Raw genomic sequence first — 18,430 nt, 5'->3', positions numbered from 1 at the left:
CGGCCGTGCCGCGCACCGATCTCCCGGCGGCGGCCGGGCCGCCGCCCGGGCTCACGGCGGCGCAGGCGCACGTCCTGGCGGCGCAGAGCGCGGATCCCTCGTACGCGGGCCACAACGTGGGCCAGTACATCGAGCTCGTGGGTCCGCTCGACACCGCGGCGCTCGACGAGGCCGTGCTCCGCACCCTCGACGAAGCTCCCTGGCTCCGCTCGCGACCGATGACCCGGGGCGGCCTGCCGCGCCTGGACACCTCCGCGGCGGCCGACCCGGTGGGCGCCGCCGTCGAGCTGGTCCGGGGCCAGCTCGCCTGCCCACCCCGGCCAGAACTGCTCACCGCCCCCGCGGGCACCGGCCTCGCACCCGACCTCACGGGCGCGCTGCTGGTCACGGTCGGGCCACGACGCCACCTGCTGGTGCAGTACTTCCACCTGCTGGCGGTCGACGGGTACGGCGTGGCACTGCTGAGCCGGCGGATCGCCGAGGTCTACACGGCCCTGGTGCAAGGCCGCGCCCCCGGCCCGACCCCCTTCGCACCGGTCTCCGTACTGGCCGACGCGGACCGCGCCTACACCGGCTCGGCGGCGCAGGCCGCGGACCGGCGGTACTGGACGGAGCGGTACGCCGACCGCCCCGCCCCCGTGTCCCCCGCCGGGCGGGCGGCGCCGGCCCAGGACACCGCGCGGCGGCACACCGTGCACCTGGGCGCGCCGGACAGCGCGGGCGTACGCGCCACCGCCCGCTCCGCGCGCGTCACCTGGGCCGAGGTCGTGCTCGCCACGACCGCGGTGCGGGTGACCGCGGCCGTCGGCGCGCGCGAGGCGGTCCTCGCCGTGTACGCGGCGGCGCGGACCGCGCCGGGGACGCTACGGGTACCCGCGACGGCGGTGAACCTCCTTCCGGTGCGACTGCCGGTCCGGGGGGCGGACACCTTCCGGTCGCTGCTGCGCGCGGCGGCCGGCGAACTGACCCTGCTCCGCCGTCACCAGCGGCTGCGCGGCGAGGAACTGGCGCGCGAGGTGTGGCCTGCTCACGGGGGCGGCCGCGTCCCCGGTCCACTGGTCAACCTGCGACCCTTCGAGACGGAGTTGGACTTCGGCGGCATCCGCGGCCGGGTCGTCAGCCTCGCCTCGGGCCCCGTCGACGACCTGTCGGTGTCCGCCGCGGCGGGATCCGACGGGCGGCTGCGCCTGGACTTCGACGCGAACCCGGCCCTCTACGAGGAGGCCGAACCGGCCCGGTTCGCGCATCTGTTCACCGAGGACCTGGCGGCGCTGTGCCGCGCCCCCGACGTACCGGTCGCCTCCCTGCGGGCGTCCCCCGTACCCCACTGATCCCATCCCCGAACCGACCGTCCCCGGTCATCACACCCAAGGAGAGAGAACCATGGCCACCAACCCCTTCGAGGACGACGACGCCCGCTACTACGTGCTCGTGAACGCCGAGAACCAGCACTCGCTCTGGCCCGCCTTCGCGGAGGTGCCCGCGGGCTGGACCGTCGTGCACGGCGAGGACAGCCGGGAGGGCTGCGCCGCGTACACGGAGACGCACTGGACGGACATGCGGCCCGCGAGCCTGGTCGCCAGGAGCTGATCCCCCCGGGGCCTCCCGGCCCCGCCGTCCCACGCGCGGGGCCGGACCGGAGCACGTGCTCCGGTCCGGCCCCGCGCGTGTGCGGGCCGCAGGACTCACAGCCGCCGGGAGAGCACCTCCGAGCCACGAGCGGGGTCCAGCGCCGCCGCCCAGGCCGCGGGCGCACGCTCCGGGCCGACCGGCACGAAGCCGTGCCGTCGGAAGAAGGCGGCGCCACCGGTGGTCGCCGTGAAGACCTCGCGCACGCGGCGGTACCGGGCGTCGGCGAGCGCGGCGCGCAGCAGCGCGGCGCCCATGCCCTGGCCCTGGTTCCCCTGGGCCACACAGAAGTTGTAGAGCACGGCGACCCCGTCCCCCTCGTCACCGAGGGCGAGGCAGCCGAGGGCCGACGTGCGGCCCCGACGCGTCGCGAGGAGGAACTCCCCGGCGTGTGCGAGGTAGTGGTCGACGCTGCGGGGTCGCAGGGCGCCGGAGCGGATGAAGGCCAGCGAGAGGGCGTGCAGGGCGGGGGCGTCGTGCAGACGCGCCCGCCGGACCAGGGGCGGCAGGCCGTCCGTGCCGTGCTGCGGGGGACGGGGGGTGGCGGCAGTAATCACAAAGTTAGGTTAGCCTTCCCTAAATTGCGTCGCAATTCCGCCTCCAGGCCCAACACATCACACCCAGAGGCCAGTTCATCCAAACGGCAGCCACGCGTTCACCACACCCGGCTTGACGCGCACCTTCGCATTTAGTTAGGTAAGCCTTACCTAATGGAATGTTGAAATGTCGCCGCCGTTCCGCCGTTCTTCGAGGAGAGAGAACCCCTCATGTCCACTTCCCCGCCCTTCACGCTCGACCGGCTGGTCCGTGACGTCGCCGACGTGCTCTACACGGAGCCCTCCGACGTCTCCCTGGAGGAGGGCCTGATCGACCAGGGCCTCGACTCGATCCGGCTCATGTCGCTCGTCGAGAAATGGCGGGCCGAAGGCGCCCGCGTCAGCTTCGTGGACCTCGCCGAACGGCCGACCCTGCGCCAGTGGGCCGAGCTGCTCACCACCGCCGCCTGACCCCACCCTCCCCGCACCTGCCCGCCCCGGAGCCTGCCGTGCCTCTGCGTGACTTCGTCATAGACATCGAACCCCTGCGCACCAGCCGGGACTTCCGCGCCATCTTCATCGCCCGCGTGGTGTCCCTGTTCGGCCTCGGCATGGCGACGGTGGCCCTCTCCGCCCAGGTGTACGAACTGACGCGCTCGACCTTCGACGTCGCCGTCGCCAGCATGATCATGAGCATCACGGTGCTCCTCGGATCGCTGTGGGGCGGCGTCATGGCCGACCGGACCGACCGCCGCAAGCTGATCGTGTGCGCCCGCGGCGCCGCCGCCCTCGCCTTCGCCGGCCTCGCCGTGAACGCGATGCTGCCGGACCCGACCCTGTGGGGCATCTACGTGTGCGTCGCCTGGGACGGCCTGGCCACGGGCGTCAGCGTGACGGCCCTGATGGCCGTCGCCCCGACGCTCGTGCGCCCCGACCAACTCCCGGCCGCAGGGGCCCTGATCTCCCTGACCGGTGAGATCGGCTCCATCAGCGCGCCGTTCCTGGGTGGTGTGCTCCTCGCCCTGTGGGGGCCCGGCCCGGTCTTCGCCTTCACCGCCGTCACCACGGCCGTCACCACCCTCCTGATCTCCCGGATCCGGCCGCTGCCCCCGGTCGCGCACGACGAGGAGGACGAGGAGGCCGGCGCCGACACCGGATCGCTGCTGGTCGCCTTCAAGTACGCCGTGCGCAACCGTGTCGTGGGCGGCCTGCTCGTGCTCGGCGGCGTGATGGCCCTCTTCAACCTCCCGGTCGTGCTCTTCCCCGAGATGGTCGACCGGCAGTTCCACGGCGGCGAGGTCATGCTCGGCCTCCTCTACACCGCCCCCGCCGTCGGCGCGGTCGCCGTCTCCGCCACCAGCGGCTGGCTCACCCGGGCCGCCCGGCCCGGCCGGCTCCTGATCCTCGCGGCCGTCACCGGCGGTCTGTCCGCCGTCGGCTTCGGTCTCAGCGGCAACATCTGGCTCGCCTTCGCGCTGCTCGCCGTGGGCGGCGCCGCCGGCACGGTGTACGAGATCCTCGAGTACGCCCTCGTCCAGCACAGCACCCCGGACCGGCTGCGCGGCCGCATCCTCAGCGTCATCACCACGCAGGGCACCACCGGAGGCGTCGTCGGCGACGTCGAGGTCGCCGCCCTCGCCCGCTGGTTCAGCCCCGGCGGGGCGGCCGTCGTCAACGGTGCGATCTGCGCCGTGGCCGCCGTCGTCGTGGCGATCGCCGTACCCGGACTGCGCAAGGCCACCCTCCCCCGCGACGAGCGGGACGAGGAGAGCGAGGGCGACCGGCGCCCCGACGCCGGTCCTGGCCCGGACACCGCGGGCCTGGCGCCCGCGAGCCCCGCCGCCTAGGCACGGCCTCCCCCGCCCGTCCGCCCGCGGGCCCCGCATCCCGTCGACCCACCCCCGGCCGGTCCCGCCACCGGCCGGGGACCCGCAGCGAATCTGGAGCACGATGTCCATGACCGAGCGTCCCTCCCAGCGCCTCCCCCTCACCGGGGCCCAGACCGGTGTCTGGTACGGCCAGCGGCTCGATCCCGACTCCCCGGTCTACAACGTCGGCCAGTACGTCGAGATCGACGGCCCGCTGGACGCCGGGCTGTTCGTGACGGCGCTCCGGCGGACGGTCTCCGAGAGCGAGGCCCTGACGGCGCGCTTCGCCGAGGGCCCCGACGGCGAGCCGTACCAGGTCGCCTGGAGCGGGCCGGCCGCCGGACCGCTGGTCGCCGTACTCGACCACACCGACCAGGACGACCCGTACGGCACCGCGCTGTCCCTCATGCGCGCCGACATGGCGCGCCCGGTGGACCCGGTCCGGGACTCCCTGTACGTGTTCACGCTGCACAAGGTCGGCCCGGACCGCACCCTCTGGTACCAGCGGGCCCATCACCTCGTGCTCGACGCCTTCGGCTTCTCCCTGGTCTCCCGCCGCACCGCCGAGGTCTACACGGCCCTCGTCGCGGGCGAGGAGCCGACGCCCGACCCGTTCGGCGGGCTCGACGTGATCCTCGCCGAGGAGCACGCCTACCGGGCCTCGCCGCGGTTCACCGAGGACCGTGCCTACTGGCTGGAGCGGCTCGCGGACCACCCCGAGCCGGAGCCGTTGAGCGGCGCCCGCTTCCCCGCGGCCCACGCCTTCCTGCGTGACGGCGCCACGCTGACGCAGCAGGAGACGACCGGTCTGCTGGCGATCGCCCGCGCGGCGAAGGCCAGTTGGGCCGATGTGATGACCGCCGCCTTCGCCGCCTACCTGCACCGGGCCACCGGCAGCCGGGACGTGCTGCTGTCGCTGCCCGCCATGGCACGGCTCGGCTCGGCGGCCCTCAAGGTGCCGTCCATGGTCGTCAACGTGCTGCCGTTGCGCGTGACCGTGCGCCCGCAGACCCCGCTGGCCGAACTGGTCGCCGCGGTCGCGGCCGACGTCCGTGACCTGCGTCGCCACCAGCGCTACCGCGCCGAGGACATCCGCCGCGACCTCGGCCTGTCCGGCCGCGAACAGGGCCTGCTGGGGCCCATGGTCAACATCAAGGCCTTCGACAACTCCCTCGACTTCGCCGGAGCGGCCGGCTCCGTGCACAACGTCGCCGCCGGCCCCGTGGACGACCTCACCCTCGGCGTGTACCACGACGCCGCCGAGGGGCGGATCCGCTTCGAGCTCGACGCGAACCCTCAGGCCTACGACGCCGGGACGCTGGCCGCGCGCCGCGCCGAGTTCGCGCACTTCCTCCGTGAGGCCGCCGCGGCCGGGCCACAGGCCCCCGTCGGGCGCCCGGACCTGCTCGCGCCGGCCGCTCGCGACGCCCTGCTGCTGGACCTGAACGACACCGACCACCCGGTCCCCGCCGGCACCGTCGTCGACGCCTTCGAGCACGCGGCCCGGTCGCACCCCGAGGTGCCGGCCGTGATCGCGGGCGCGGACACCCTCGACTACGCCGCCCTGGAGGAGCGCGCCAACCGGCTCGCCCGCCTGCTGATGGGCCGCGGCGCCGGCCCGGAGAGCATCGTCGGCCTCGCGCTGCCCCGTACCACCGATCTCGTGGTGGCCCTGCTCGCCGTCATGAAGGCGGGCGGCGCCTATCTGCCGCTCGACCTCGACTACCCCGCCGACCGGCTGGAGTTCATGGTCGAGGACGCCCGCCCGCTGTGCGTGCTGACCACCTTGGCGAGCGCGGCCGGCGCCCCGGTCGTGGACGGCGTCGAGACCGTCGTCCTCGACGCCCCCGACACCCTCGCCGAGCTCGCCGACACCGCCCCCGACGCCCCCACGGACGCGGACCGCACCGCACCGCTGACCGGCGACCACCCCGCGTACGTGATCTACACCTCCGGGTCCACGGGTCGCCCCAAGGGGGTCGTCGTCCCGCACGCGGCCCTGGCCAACTTCCTGCGGATGCAGGCCCACGAGCTCGAACTGGCCCCCGGCCGGCGGCTGGTCGCGGTCACCACCATCTCCTTCGACATCGCCGCCCTGGAGATCCACACCCCGCTGATCAGCGGCGCCACGGTGGTCCTGGCCGACCGCGACACCGTACGGGACCCGGCCGCGCTCGCCACGCTCGTCGACGCCCACCGACCCTCCGTCATGCAAGCCACCCCGTCGCTGTGGCACGCCCTGCTGGAGGACGGCCGCCCGGCCTCGCTCGACGGCACCCGGGTGCTCGTCGGCGGTGAGGCCCTGCCCGCCGCCCTCGCCGAACGCCTCGCGCGCACCGCGCGCTCGGTCACCAATGTGTACGGCCCCACCGAGGTCACCGTCTGGGCGACCTCCCGCCGGCTCGACCCCGGGCACACCGGGGTCCCGGACATCGGTTCGCCGTTCTGGAACACCCGCGCCCATGTCCTGGACGGGGCCCTGCGCCCGGTCGGCGTCGACCGCCCCGGTGAGTTGTACCTCGCCGGGGACCAGCTGGCCCGCGGCTACCTCGGCCGCCACGCCCTGACGGCGGAACGTTTCGTCGCGGACCCGTACGGGCCCGCCGGCAGCCGCATGTACCGCACGGGCGACCTGGTACGCCGCCACGCGGACGGCAGGATCGCCTTCCTCGGCCGCGTCGACGACCAGGTCAAGCTGCGCGGCTTCCGCATCGAACTGGGGGAGATCGAGAGCGCGCTGACGGCCGGTGAGGGCGTGGACCGGGCCGTGGCCCTGGTCCGCGAGGACCTGCCGGGCTTCCCGCACCTCGTCGGCTACGTCACCCCCGCCGCCGCCCAGGGGCCCGCCCCCGACCCGGCGGGCCTGCGCCGGGCCCTGGGCGAGCGGCTGCCCGAGTACATGGTCCCGTCCGCCGTGGTCGTGCTCGACGCCCTCCCGCTGACCGCCAACGGCAAGATCGACCGTCGTTGCCTGCCCGCGCCCGACCTGGCCGCCCTGGCGGGCACCGGGGCGCGGGCGCCGCGCGGCGCCCGTGAGGAGATCCTCTGCGGGATCTTCGCCGATGTGCTGGGCCTGGAATCCGTGGGCCCCGACGACGACTTCTTCACCCTCGGCGGCCACTCGCTGCTGGCCGCACGCGTGATCGCCCGGGTGCGGACGGCCCTGGACACCGAGTGCGGGATCCGGGACGTCTTCGAGGCGCGGACCGTGGCAGCGCTCGCCGCGCTGCTGGCCGGGCGCACGGCGGCCGCCCGTCCGGCGCCCGTCGCGGGTCCGCGCCCCGACCCGCTGCCGCTCTCGTACGCGCAGCAGCGCCTGTGGTTCGTGCACCAGGTGGAGGGTGCGAGCGCCACCTACAACATCCCGTTCGTGGTGCGCTTCGACACGGCTCCGGACGCGGACGCCCTGGACGCGGCCCTGAGGGACGTGGCCGGCCGCCACGAGACCCTGCGCACGGTCTTCGGGGAGCGCGACGGTGAGCCGTACCAGCGGGTGCTCGACGTGGCGGAGGCCGGAGTACGGCTGCACGTCCACGACGTGGCCGCGGACGGGTTCGAGGCGGCGGTCCGGGCGGCCCTGGGACACCTCTTCGACCTGCCCGGGGAGGCCCCCCTGCGGGTGACGCTGGTACGTGACGCGGCCGGCGGGGAACACGCCCTGGTGGTCCTGCTGCACCACATCGCGAGCGACGAATGGTCGATGGGGCCGTTCCTGCGCGACCTGGAGCGGGCGTACGCCGCCCGTTGTGCGGGCGAGGACCCGGAACTCGGGGTGCCGGCCGTGCAGTACGCCGACTTCGCGCTCTGGCAGCGGGAGCTGCTGGGCTCGGCGCGGACCCCCGGTTCGCTCGCCGCCACCCAGGCGGCGTACTGGCGCGAGGCCCTGGCGGAGCTGCCGCCGGAGGCCGGGCTGCCGGCTGACCGGCCGCGCCCGGCCGTGGCCGACCCGGCCGGGGCCATGGTCTTCAAGGCGGTGCCGCGCGAACTGGCGGTCGCGGTGCGCTCGCTGGCCCGCGAGACCGGCACCAGCGTGTTCATGGTGGTGCACGCGGCGGTGGCCGCGGTGCTGCACCGACTCGGCGCGGGCGAGGACATCGTGCTCGGCAGCCCTGTGGCAGGCCGCAGCGACAGCGCGCTCGACGAGCTCGTCGGCTTCTTCGTCAACACGGTGGTGCTGCGCACCGACCTGTCCGGCGACCCGTCCTTCACCGAGCTGCTGGACCGGGTCCGGACGGCCGACCTGGCCGCGCTCGACCACGCCGACCTGCCCTTCGACTCGGTGGTGGAGGAGGTCAATCCGCAGCGCTCACTCTCCCGCCACCCGCTGTTCCAGACGATGGTGTCGCACAGCACGGTGACCCAGGACGTGGCGAACCTCTTCGGGTACCCGGCCCGGGTGGACCGGGTGGATCCCGGTGTCACCAAGTTCGACCTGGACATCACCTTCTCGGACGCGGCGCACAGCGAGGACCTCGAACTGGAGGTGTTCTACGCGACCGCGCTGTTCGACCGTCCGACCGTGGACACCTTCGTCCGGCGGCTGCTGCGCGCTCTCGCCGCGGCGGTGGCGGCCCCGGCGGACCCGGTGTCCTGGTGGGAGCTGCGGGACGAGGCCGAACGGGCCCGGCTGACCCGCTGGAACGACACGGACCGGCCGGTGGAGCCGGGTGCGGTGACCGAGGTGTTCGCCGCCCGTGCGGCGGCGGCTCCCGACGCGGTGGCCGTGGTCGCCGGGGACGAGCGCCTCACCTTCGCCGAACTGGAGGACCGCGCGGGCCGGCTGGCGGCCCTGCTGGCCGGACGCGGCGTCGGCCCGGACACCGTGGTGGCCCTGGCCGTGCCGCGTTCCGCCGGGACCGTGGTGGCCACGCTCGCCGTCCTGAAGGCGGGCGGTGCCTATCTGCCGCTGGACCTGGATCACCCGGCCGAGCGGATCGCGTACATGCTCGGGGACGCGGCGCCCGTGTGCGCGGTGACCACGCGGGCGGTCGCGGACCGGCTGCCGGGCGTCGACCTGGTGGTGCTGGACGACCCGGAGACGGTGGAGGCACTGGCGGCCGCCGTGCCCGGGGCCGATGTGCCCGTGGACCCCGAGCACGCCGCGTACGTCATCTACACCTCCGGCTCCACCGGCCGGCCCAAGGGGGTCGTGCTCCGGCACGCCGGTCTGACCCGGCTCTTCCGCGACCACGAGCGGGAGCTGTACGTGCCCGTCGCCGAGCGGCTCGGACGCCGGGTGCGGGCCCTGCACACCGCCTCCTTCTCCTTCGACTCCTCGTGGGAGCAGCTGCTGTGGCTGGTCGCCGGACACGAGCTGCACGTCCTCGACGAGTACGGGCGCCGGGACGCGGACGCCGTCGTGGCCTACGTGCGGGCGGAGCGGATCGACACGCTCGACGTCACCCCCTCGTACGGACGGCAGCTGGTCGACGCCGGCCTGCTGACGGGCGAGTGGCGGCCGCCGCTGTTCCTCCTGGGTGGCGAGGCGGTGCCGCCCGCGCTGTGGGAGGAGCTGCGCGCCGTCCCCGGGGTGGAGGTCGTCAACTACTACGGGCCGACCGAGTTCACGGTGGACGCCCTGGTGGCGCGGGTGGGCGACTGCGTCTCGCCGGTGGTGGGCCGGCCGCTGGACAACAGCCGGGCGCACGTGCTGGACGGGCGGCTGCGGCCGGTGCCCGTGGGGGTGCCGGGTGAGCTGTACCTGGCGGGTGAGCAGAACGCCCGTGGCTACCTGGGCCGGTTCGCCCTCACGGCGGAACGTTTCGTCGCAGATCCGTTCGGTTCTCCGGGCTCCCGGATGTACCGCACGGGCGACCTCGTGCGGTGGCGGGCCGACGGCCTGCTGGAGTTCCTCGGCCGCGTCGACGACCAGGTCAAGATCCGCGGCTTCCGGGTGGAGCCGGCCGAGGTCGAGGCCGAACTCGCCGCCCTGGACGGGGTGGCCTCGGCCGCCGTGGTGGTCCGCGAGGACACCCCGGGTCTGCCGCGGCTCGTCGGCTACGTCACGGGTACGGCCGATCCGGTCCGGCTGCGGGCCGAGCTGGCCGATCGGCTGCCCGAGCACCTGGTCCCGGCCGCCGTGATGGTGCTGCCGGTGCTGCCGACGAACGTGAACGGCAAGCTGGACAAGGCCGCGCTGCCGGTTCCGGTCGGGCCGGCCGAGGCCGGCGGACGGGCGCCGAGCGGGGCTGCCGAGGAGCGGATCGCCGAGGCCTTCGCCCAGGTGCTGGGCGTTCCCTCGGTCGGCGCCGACGAGGACTTCTTCCGCCTCGGCGGGCACTCCCTGCTCGCCACCCGCCTCGTGGCCCGCATCCGGACGGCGTCGGCCGCCGACTGCACGGTGCGGGACGTGTTCGAGCTGCGTACGGTCGCGGCGCTCACGGAGCGGGTGGCCGGCCGTCGGTCGGTGGTCCGCCCCGCGCTGACCGCCCGTCCGCGGCCGGAGCGACTCCCGCTGTCGTACGCCCAGGCGCGGCTGTGGTTCCTGCACCGGATGGAGGGCCCGAACGCCACGTACAACATCCCGCTGGCCCTGCGGCTGCGCGGGGAGTTGGACCTGGCCGCCCTGGAGGCGGCCGTGCACGAGGTGACGGCCCGCCACGAGGCGCTGCGTACCGTGTTCGCGGAGGATGCCGAGGGCCCGTACCAGCGGGTGCTCGCTCCGTCGGACGTGGCCGTGCCCTTCGTCGTGGCCGATGTGGAGCCGGCCGATCTGGGCCGGAGCATCGACGCGGCGGCCGGTCACGCCTTCGACCTGGGGACCGAGACGCCGCTGCGGGTGAGCGTGCTGCGCACCGCCGGCGACGACCAGGTGCTGCTCCTGCTGCTGCACCACATCGCCGGTGACGAGTGGTCGGCCGGACCGCTGCTGGCCGACCTGGCCGCCGCCTACGCGGCCCGGTGCGCGGGCGGGGTCCTGCGGACCGCGCCGCCCGCCGTCCAATACGCGGACTACGCGCTCTGGCAGCGCGAACTGCTGGGCGACGCGGCGGTACCCGGATCGGTCGCGCACGACCAGGCCGGCTTCTGGCGCGAGGCCCTGGCCGGGCTGCCCCAGGAACTGGCCCTGCCGCTCGACCGCCCGCGTCCGCTCCGCCCCACGCACGACGGCCGGACCGTGTCGCTGCCCCTGCCGCAGGAACTGGTGGAGGAGCTGGAGACGCTCGCCCGGGACCGCGGCACCACGATGTACACGGTGGTGACCGCCGCCGTCGCGGCGCTGCTGCACCGGCTCGGCGCGGGCGAGGACATCCCGCTGGGCAGCCCGGTGGCGGGGCGCGGCGAGGAGGCCCTGGACGCACTGGTCGGGTTCTTCGTGAACACCCTGGTCATCCGGGCCGACCTGGCGGGCGAGCCGTCGTTCGCCGAACTGCTGCGCCGGACCGCCGCCTTCGGAGCGGCCGCCCTCGCGCAGGCCGACCTGCCCTTCGACGCGGTCGTCGAGGCCGTCAATCCGGAGCGCTCGCTCGCGCGGCACCCGCTGTTCCAGACGATGGTGGCCTACGAGGACGGCGGCGCCGAGCCGCTGCGCGCCCTCGGCCCCCTGCCGGCCGAGGAATTCCCGGTCCAGGCCGGGGACGCCAAGTTCGACCTGGAGATCCTCTTCCGCCGCACCCCGGGCACCGATGGCTCGCCCACCGCGATGACCTGCGGAGTGCGGTACGCGACGGACCTCTTCGACGCGGAGACCGTACGGTCGTTGCTGACCCGGCTGCTGCGGCTGCTCGGCGCGGCCGCGGCGGCCCCGGAGGTCCCGCTCGCCGAGCTGGAGCTGCTCGACACCGCCGAGCGCGCCCAGCTGCTGGAGGGGTGGAACGACACCGTCCGGCCGGTGGCGCCGCAGACCCTGGACTCGCTGGCCGCGGCCGGCTCCCGGCGCGATCCGTCGGCGACGGCCCTCGTCTTCGAGGGGGTCGAGCTCTCGCGCGCCGATTTCGAGGAGCGGGTGAACCGGCTGGCGCGGCTGCTGATCGGCTGCGGTGTCGGCCCGGAGTCGGTGGTGGCCGTGGCCCTGCCGCGTTCCTTCGACCTGGTGGTGGCCCTGCACGCGGTGGTCCGGGCCGGCGGCGCGTACCTGCCGCTCGACCTCGGTCTGCCGACCGAGCGCCTGGCGTACATGGCGGAGACGGCCGCGCCGGTCTGCCTGCTGACGGACCTGCCCTCGCTGGGGGCGCTGCCGGAGCTGCCCGACACCGAGATCCTCGTCCTGGACGCGCCGGAGCGGGCGGCCGAGCTGGCCGCGCTGCCGGGTGATCCGGTCGTGGACGCGGAGCGGCGCGCGCCGCTGCTCCCCCGCCACCCCGCCTACGTGATCTTCACCTCCGGTTCCACGGGGATGCCCAAGGGCGTGCTGGTCGAGCACGAGGCCATCGTCAACCGGCTGCGCTGGATGCAGGACGCGTACGGTCTCGACTCCACCGACCGGGTGCTGCAGAAGACCCCGGCGAGCTTCGACGTGTCGGTGTGGGAATTCTTCTGGCCGCTCGCCGAGGGCGTACCGCTGGTGATCGCCCGCCCCGAGGGGCACAAGGATCCCCGCCACCTCGCCGAGCTGATCCGCGAACAGCGCGTGTCGGTGCTGCACTTCGTGCCGTCCATGCTGGCCGCGTTCCTGGGTGAGGCCGACCTCGCGGACTGCCCGTCGCTGCGCCTGGTGGTGTGCAGCGGCGAGGCGCTGCCGAGCGAGCTCGTCACCCGCTTCCACGCGTCCGCTCCGGGCGGCTCGACCCGGCTGGTGAACCTGTACGGCCCCACCGAGGCGGCCGTCGACGTCACCGCCGCCGACTGCCTGTCCAACGGCGGGGGGACCGCGTCCGCGTCCTCCTCGGCCTCCATCGGCAGCCCTGTGTGGAACACCCGTGTCTACGTCCTGGACGCCCGGCTGCGGCCGGTCCCCGTCGGGGTCCCCGGCGAGCTGTACCTGGCCGGCGTCCAGCTGGCCCGCGGCTACCTCGGCCGCCCCGCGCTGACCGGCGAGCGCTTCGTCGCCGACCCGTACGGCGCACCCGGCGCCCGCATGTACCGCACCGGCGACCTGGTGCGCCGGAGCCGGGACGGGCGGCTGGAGTACCTGGGCCGCACCGACGACCAGGTCAAGCTGCGCGGCTTCCGCATCGAACTCGGCGAGATCCAGGCCGTCCTGACGGGCGCGCCCGAGGTGGCGCAGGCCGCCGTCGTCGTCCGCGAGGACCGGCCCGGGGTGCAGCACCTCGTCGCCTACGTGGTCCCCGCGCCCGGCGCCGCGACGGACCAGGCCGCCCTGCGTACCCTGGCCGCGGCCCGCCTGCCCGCGTACATGGTCCCCGCCGTGGTCGTCGAGCTGGAGGCGCTGCCGCTCTCCGCGAACGGCAAGCTGGACCGGCGGGCGCTGCCCGCGCCCGCCGCGCCGGTCGCCGGTTCCTCGCGGGCTCCGCGCGACGCCCGTGAGGAGATCCTCGCGGGGATCCTGGCCGACGTACTGGGCCTGGAGTCGGTCGGGGTGGAGGACGACTTCTTCGCCCTCGGCGGCCACTCGCTGCTCGCCGCCCGCGCGGTGGGTCGGTTCCGGGCCGCTCTGGACGTGGACTGCGCCATCCGGGACCTGTTCGAGGCGCGGTCGGTGGCCGCGCTGGCCGCCCTCCTCGCGGAGCGCTCCGGTGCGGGGCGTCCGCGCCTCGCGGCGGCCACGGCGCGGCCCGAACGGCTGCCCCTGTCCTTCGCGCAGCGCAGGCTGTGGCTGCTGGACAGCGTGCGCGGTCCGAGCACCACCTACAACGTGCCGCTCGCGGTGCGGCTGGGCGGGCCGGTGGACACCGTGGCCCTGGCGGCGGCCGTCAGGGACCTGGTCACCCGGCACGAGAGCCTGCGGACGGTGTTCCGTGAGGACGAGGGCGAGCCGTACCAGGTGGTCCTGCCGGGCGAACGGGCCGGTGTGGCGCTGAGCGTGCACGAGGTACCGGCGGACCGGCTGGAGGAGGAGGCCGTCCGCGCCGGCGGGTACGTCTTCGACCTGGCGGCCGAGCCGCCGGTACGGGTCACGCTGCTGCGGGCCGCGCCCGAGGACCATCTGCTGGTGGTCCTGGTGCACCACATCGCGACGGACGAGGGGTCGGCCGGCCCGCTGCTGGCGGACCTGGACCGCGCGTACACCGCCCGGTCGGCGGGCGCGGAGACCGCTTTCGCCCCGCTTCCGGTGCAGTACGCCGACTTCGCGCTGTGGCAGCGGGAGTTGCTCGGTGACGCGGCCGATCCGGAGTCGGTGGCGGGCCGGCAGGCCGCGTACTGGCGGCAGGCGCTGGCCGACGCCCCGGCCGAGCTGACCCTGCCCGCCGACCGGCCGCGGCCGGCGGTCCCCTCGCACGAGGGGGACGTGGTGACCTTCGAGGTCCCGGCGCGGACCGGAGCGGGGCTCGCGCGGATCGCCCGGGAGGGCGGCGCGACGCTGTTCATGGTGGCGCACGCGGCCGTCGCCGCGCTGCTGCACCGGCTGGGCGCGGGTGAGGACATCCCGCTGGGCAGCCCCGTCTCGGCCCGGGAGGGCGAGGAACTCGACGGGCTCGTCGGCTTCTTCCTGAACACGTTGGTGCTGCGCGCGGACCTGTCCGGGGACCCGAGCTTCGCCGAGCTGGTGGCGCGGGTGCGCGACACGGGGCTCGCGGCCTTCGCGCATGCCGATCTGCCCCTGGAGGCGGTCGTCGAGGCGGTGGATCCGGAGCGCTCCCGTTCCCGCAGTCCGCTGTTCCAGACGATGGTGACCTACCACTCCGTGGGCAGCGCGGTGCCGGAGCTGTTCGGGCTGCCGGCGCGGGAGGTCACCGTGGAGACCGGTGGGGCCAAGTTCGATCTGGAGATCGCCTTCGGGGCCTCCGAGGAGCACGGGGCGATCGCGGGCGGTATCCGCTTCGCGTCCGACCTCTTCGACCGCACGACCGTCGAACTGTTGGCCGGGCGGCTGCTGTTGCTGCTGGACGCCGTCGTGGAGGCGCCCGAGCGGCCGGTCTCGGCGATCGAGGTGATGGACCCGGCGGAGCGCGAGCTCGCACTGCACGGCTGGAACGACACCGGCCACCCGGTGGGCGGGGCGCGGACGCTGGCCGCCCTCGTGGCGGCGGGCGCGAAGGAGGAGACCGGCCCCGCGCTGGTCTTCGAGGGTGACGAGCTCTCGCGGGCCGACTTCGAGGAGCGGGTGAACCGGCTGGCGCGGCTGCTGATCGACCGTGGGGTCGGCCCGGAGTCGGTGGTGGCCGTGGCCCTGCCGCGCTCCTTCGACCTCGTCGTCGCGCTGCACGCGGTGGTCCGGGCCGGCGGCGCGTACCTCCCGCTCGACCTCGGCCTGCCGACCGAGCGCCTCGCGTACATGACCCGGACCGCGGAGCCGGCACTGATACTTACCGACACTCTGTCGGGAACCTCGCTCGCGCCCGAAGTGGGCGGGGAACGGGTCCTGTTGGACTCCCCCACGGTCCGGACCCGGCTGGCCGCACTGGCCTGCTCGGACCTGGCCGAGGCGGAGCGGCGCGCGCCCCTGCTCCCCCACCACCCCGCCTACGTGATCTTCACCTCCGGCTCCACCGGGATGCCCAAGGGCGTGCTGGTCGAGCACGAGGCCATCGTCAACCGGCTGCGCTGGATGCAGGACGCCTACACCCTGCGCCCGGGAGACAGGGTGCTCCAGAAGACCCCGGCGAGCTTCGACGTCTCCGTCTGGGAGTTCTTCTGGCCGCTCGCCGAGGGCGTGCCGCTGGTCGTCGCCCGCCCCGACGGGCACAAGGACCCGCTGTACCTCGCCGAGCTGATCCGCGAACAGCGTGTCTCCGTGCTGCACTTCGTCCCGTCCATGCTCGCCGCGTTCCTCGGCGAGACCGAGGTCGCCGACTGCCCGAGCCTGCGGCTGGTCGTGTGCAGCGGCGAGGCCCTGCCGAGCGAGCTCGTCGGCCGGTTCCACACCTCGGCCGCCGGCGCCCCGGTGGCACTGGAGAACCTCTACGGACCCACCGAGGCGGCCGTCGACGTCACCTCCGGCGCCTGCACCGCGCTCACCGCCACCGAGGGACGGGCCTCGGCCTCGATCGGCCTGCCGGTCTGGAACACCCGTCTGTACGTGCTCGACGACCGGCTGCGGCCGGTGCCCGTCGGGGTCCCCGGCGAGCTGTACCTGGCCGGCGTCCAGCTGGCCCGCGGCTACCTCGGCCGCCCGGCCCTGACCGGTGAGCGCTTCGTCGCCGACCCGTACGGGGCCCCCGGTACCAGGATGTACCGCACGGGCGACCTCGTACGGCGTCTGGCCGACGGCCGCATCGACTACCTGGGCCGCACCGACGACCAGGTCAAGCTGCGCGGCTTTCGCATCGAACTCGGCGAGATCGAGGCCGTCCTGACGAGCGCGCCCAAGGTGGACCGGGCCGCGGTCGTCGTCCGCGAGGACCAGCCGGGCGTACGGCGCCTGGTGGCCTACGCGGTGCCCGCGCCCGGCGCCACGCTCGACCGGGTCGCCCTGCGCGCCCTGGCGGCCGCCCGCCTGCCCGAGTACATGGTCCCGGCCGTCTTCACGGAGCTGGAGCGGCTCCCGCTGTCCGCCAACGGCAAGCTCGACCGGCGGGCACTGCCCGCGCCGGTGATCCCCGCGCCGGCCGCGTCCGCCGCCCCGGCCGCCCAGGTGCCCGCAGGAACCCCCGAGCAGATCCTGTGCGCGCTGATGGGCGAGGTGCTGGGCCTGCCCGGGGTCGGCCCCGACGCCAACTTCTTCGAGCTCGGCGGCGACAGCATCGTCTCCATCCGGCTGGTGGGGTTGGCCCGCAAGGCCGGGCTGACCGTCTCCGCCCGGCAGATCTTCACCCACCCGACCCCGGCCGCGCTGGCCTCGGTCGCCACGGCGGCGGAGCCCTCGGCCGCGCCCCCCGCCCGTACGGCCGACGCGGGTCCCGGCCCGCTGCCGCTGCCTCCGGTGGCGTCCTGGTTGGCCGAGCGGGGCGGCCCCTTCGCCTCGTTCGCGCAGGCCCGGCTGGTCCGGCTGCCCGCCGGGGCCCGGCTCCCGCACCTCAGGGCCGCGCTGCAGGCGGTACTGGAGCACCACGAGGGGCTGCGCCAGCAGCTGACCGTGCCCCGCCCCGGGGTGTGGAGCGCGGAGATCCGCCCGACGGGCGCGGTGGACGCCTCCGCCGTCCTGGAGGGCGTGGACGCGGTCGGCCTGTCCGACGCGGCCCTGCGCGAACTGGTCTCCGCCGAGTCCGAGCGGATCTGGCGCCTGCTGGATCCCGAGGCGGGGGCCCTCGTACGCGCCGTGCACCTCGACCGGGGTCCGGCCGAGCCCGGTCGGCTGCTGCTCGTCGTCCACCACCTCGCGGTGGACGAGGTGTCCTGGCAGATCCTGCTGCCCGACCTGGAGGCGGCCCACGAGGCGGCAGCCGCGGGCCGGACACCGGACCTGGAGCCGGTCGGGACCCCGCTGCGGGCCTGGACCACGCACCTGCTGGCCGAGGCGCAGAGCCCGCGCCGCACCGCCGAGCTGGACCGCTGGCTGGCCGCCGCCCCCGGAGGGCCGCTGCTCGCCGGACGTCCACTGGACCCGTCCACGGACACGGCGGCCACGGCTCGCCGGCTGTCCGTACGGATCTCCGCCGAGCGCACGGCCCCGCTGCTCCAGGCCGTTCCGGCCGCCTTCCACGGCACCGTCGGGGACGCCCTGCTGAGCGCGCTGGTCCTGACGGTCGGCGACTGGGCGACCCGCTCGGGCCGGCCCCGGCCGGACGGGTTCACGGTGGACCTGGAGGGTCACGGCCGGGAGCAGGAACTGCTGCCGGGCGCCGACCTCACCCGCACGGTGGGCTGGCTGACCAGCATCCACCCGCTGCGGCTGCCGCTGGGCGCGTACGACCCGGCAGCGGTCGCCGCCGGGCGCGCGGACGCCGGAGCGCTGCTCAAGGAGGTCAAGGAGCTGCTGCGGGCGGTGCCCGACGGCGGGCTGGGCGCCGGTCTGCTCCGCTACGACAACCCGGCCACGGCGCGGCTGTTCGACCCGGCGGCCCGGGCCGAGATCCTGTGGAACTACCTGGGCCGGCAGACCGGCCGCGCTGATTCCGTCTGGGGCCCGGCCCCGGAGGCGGACGCCCTGTCCGCCCGCCCCGACCCGACGATGCCGCTCTCCCACGTCCTGGAGATCACCGCGGAGATCACCGACGGGGACGGCGGGCCGGAACTCACCGCCCACTTCATCTGGGCGGGCGAAGCGCTCGCCCAGGACACCGTGGGGCAGCTCGCGGACGGCTGGACGGCCGCCGTGGACGCCCTCGCCGCCTGGGCCGACGGCGGCACGTCCGCGGGGTACACCCCCTCGGACCTCGACCTGGTCGATCTCGACCAGGACCAGATCACCATGCTCGAAGAAATGTGGAGGGCCCAGCAGTGACGCAGGCTCGAATA

The 18,430-nt window shown here is 75.1% G+C and carries 6 protein-coding genes; 5 read left to right on the top strand and 1 reads right to left on the bottom strand.

Features of this window, described 5'->3' with window-relative positions; translation table 11 throughout:
- The first annotated feature begins 5 nt into the window (after window positions 1-5).
- Together ACWG52_RS37055 and ACWG52_RS37050 are read left to right on the top strand one after the other, a co-directional pair.
- Entirely contained in the window at window positions 6-1,331 is a 1,326-nt protein-coding gene (locus ACWG52_RS37055; protein ID WP_389806481.1) for a condensation domain-containing protein, read from the top strand.
- A 52-nt stretch (window positions 1,332-1,383) separates the two neighbouring features.
- Window positions 1,384-1,590 carry an MbtH family protein gene (locus ACWG52_RS37050; protein WP_030725132.1) on the top strand — a complete coding sequence of 69 codons (207 nt, stop codon included), beginning with the start codon at window positions 1,384-1,386 and terminating at the stop codon, window positions 1,588-1,590.
- Window positions 1,591-1,685: 95 nt separating this feature from the next.
- On the opposite strand, the gene ACWG52_RS37045 is transcribed toward ACWG52_RS37050, so the two are convergent.
- Window positions 1,686-2,186 carry a GNAT family N-acetyltransferase gene (locus ACWG52_RS37045; RefSeq protein ID WP_389806483.1) on the bottom strand — a complete coding sequence of 167 codons (501 nt, stop codon included), beginning with the start codon at window positions 2,184-2,186 and terminating at the stop codon, window positions 1,686-1,688.
- Window positions 2,187-2,396: 210 nt separating this feature from the next.
- Between ACWG52_RS37045 and ACWG52_RS37040 the strand changes: the two genes are divergently transcribed.
- From ACWG52_RS37040 to ACWG52_RS37030, 3 genes are all read left to right on the top strand, one after another.
- Window positions 2,397-2,636 carry a phosphopantetheine-binding protein gene (locus ACWG52_RS37040; protein ID WP_389806485.1) on the top strand — a complete coding sequence of 80 codons (240 nt, stop codon included), beginning with the start codon at window positions 2,397-2,399 and terminating at the stop codon, window positions 2,634-2,636.
- A gap of 38 nt (window positions 2,637-2,674) precedes the next feature.
- The gene (entS, locus tag ACWG52_RS37035; protein WP_390167349.1) at window positions 2,675-4,012 is read left to right on the top strand and encodes an enterobactin transporter EntS; all 1,338 of its coding nucleotides are present in this window, start codon (window positions 2,675-2,677) and stop codon (window positions 4,010-4,012) included.
- A 109-nt stretch (window positions 4,013-4,121) separates the two neighbouring features.
- Entirely contained in the window at window positions 4,122-18,416 is a 14,295-nt protein-coding gene (locus ACWG52_RS37030) for an amino acid adenylation domain-containing protein (protein ID WP_453127183.1), read from the top strand.
- Window positions 18,417-18,430: the final 14 nt, after the last annotated feature.

The organism is Streptomyces sp. CLCI03 (assembly GCF_053615355.1).
The sequence above is the reverse complement of the archived record's forward strand: the minus strand, read 5'-3'. Positions and strand labels throughout refer to the sequence as shown.

What these genes read in the sequence shown, in the direction of transcription:
- ACWG52_RS37050 (WP_030725132.1), top strand. Translation starts at nt 1,384, where the DNA reads ATGGCCACCAACCCCTTCGAGGACGACGACGCCCGCTACTACGTGCTC.
- ACWG52_RS37040 (WP_389806485.1), top strand. Translation starts at nt 2,397, where the DNA reads ATGTCCACTTCCCCGCCCTTCACGCTCGACCGGCTGGTCCGTGACGTC.
- ACWG52_RS37030 (WP_453127183.1), top strand. Translation starts at nt 4,122, where the DNA reads ATGACCGAGCGTCCCTCCCAGCGCCTCCCCCTCACCGGGGCCCAGACC.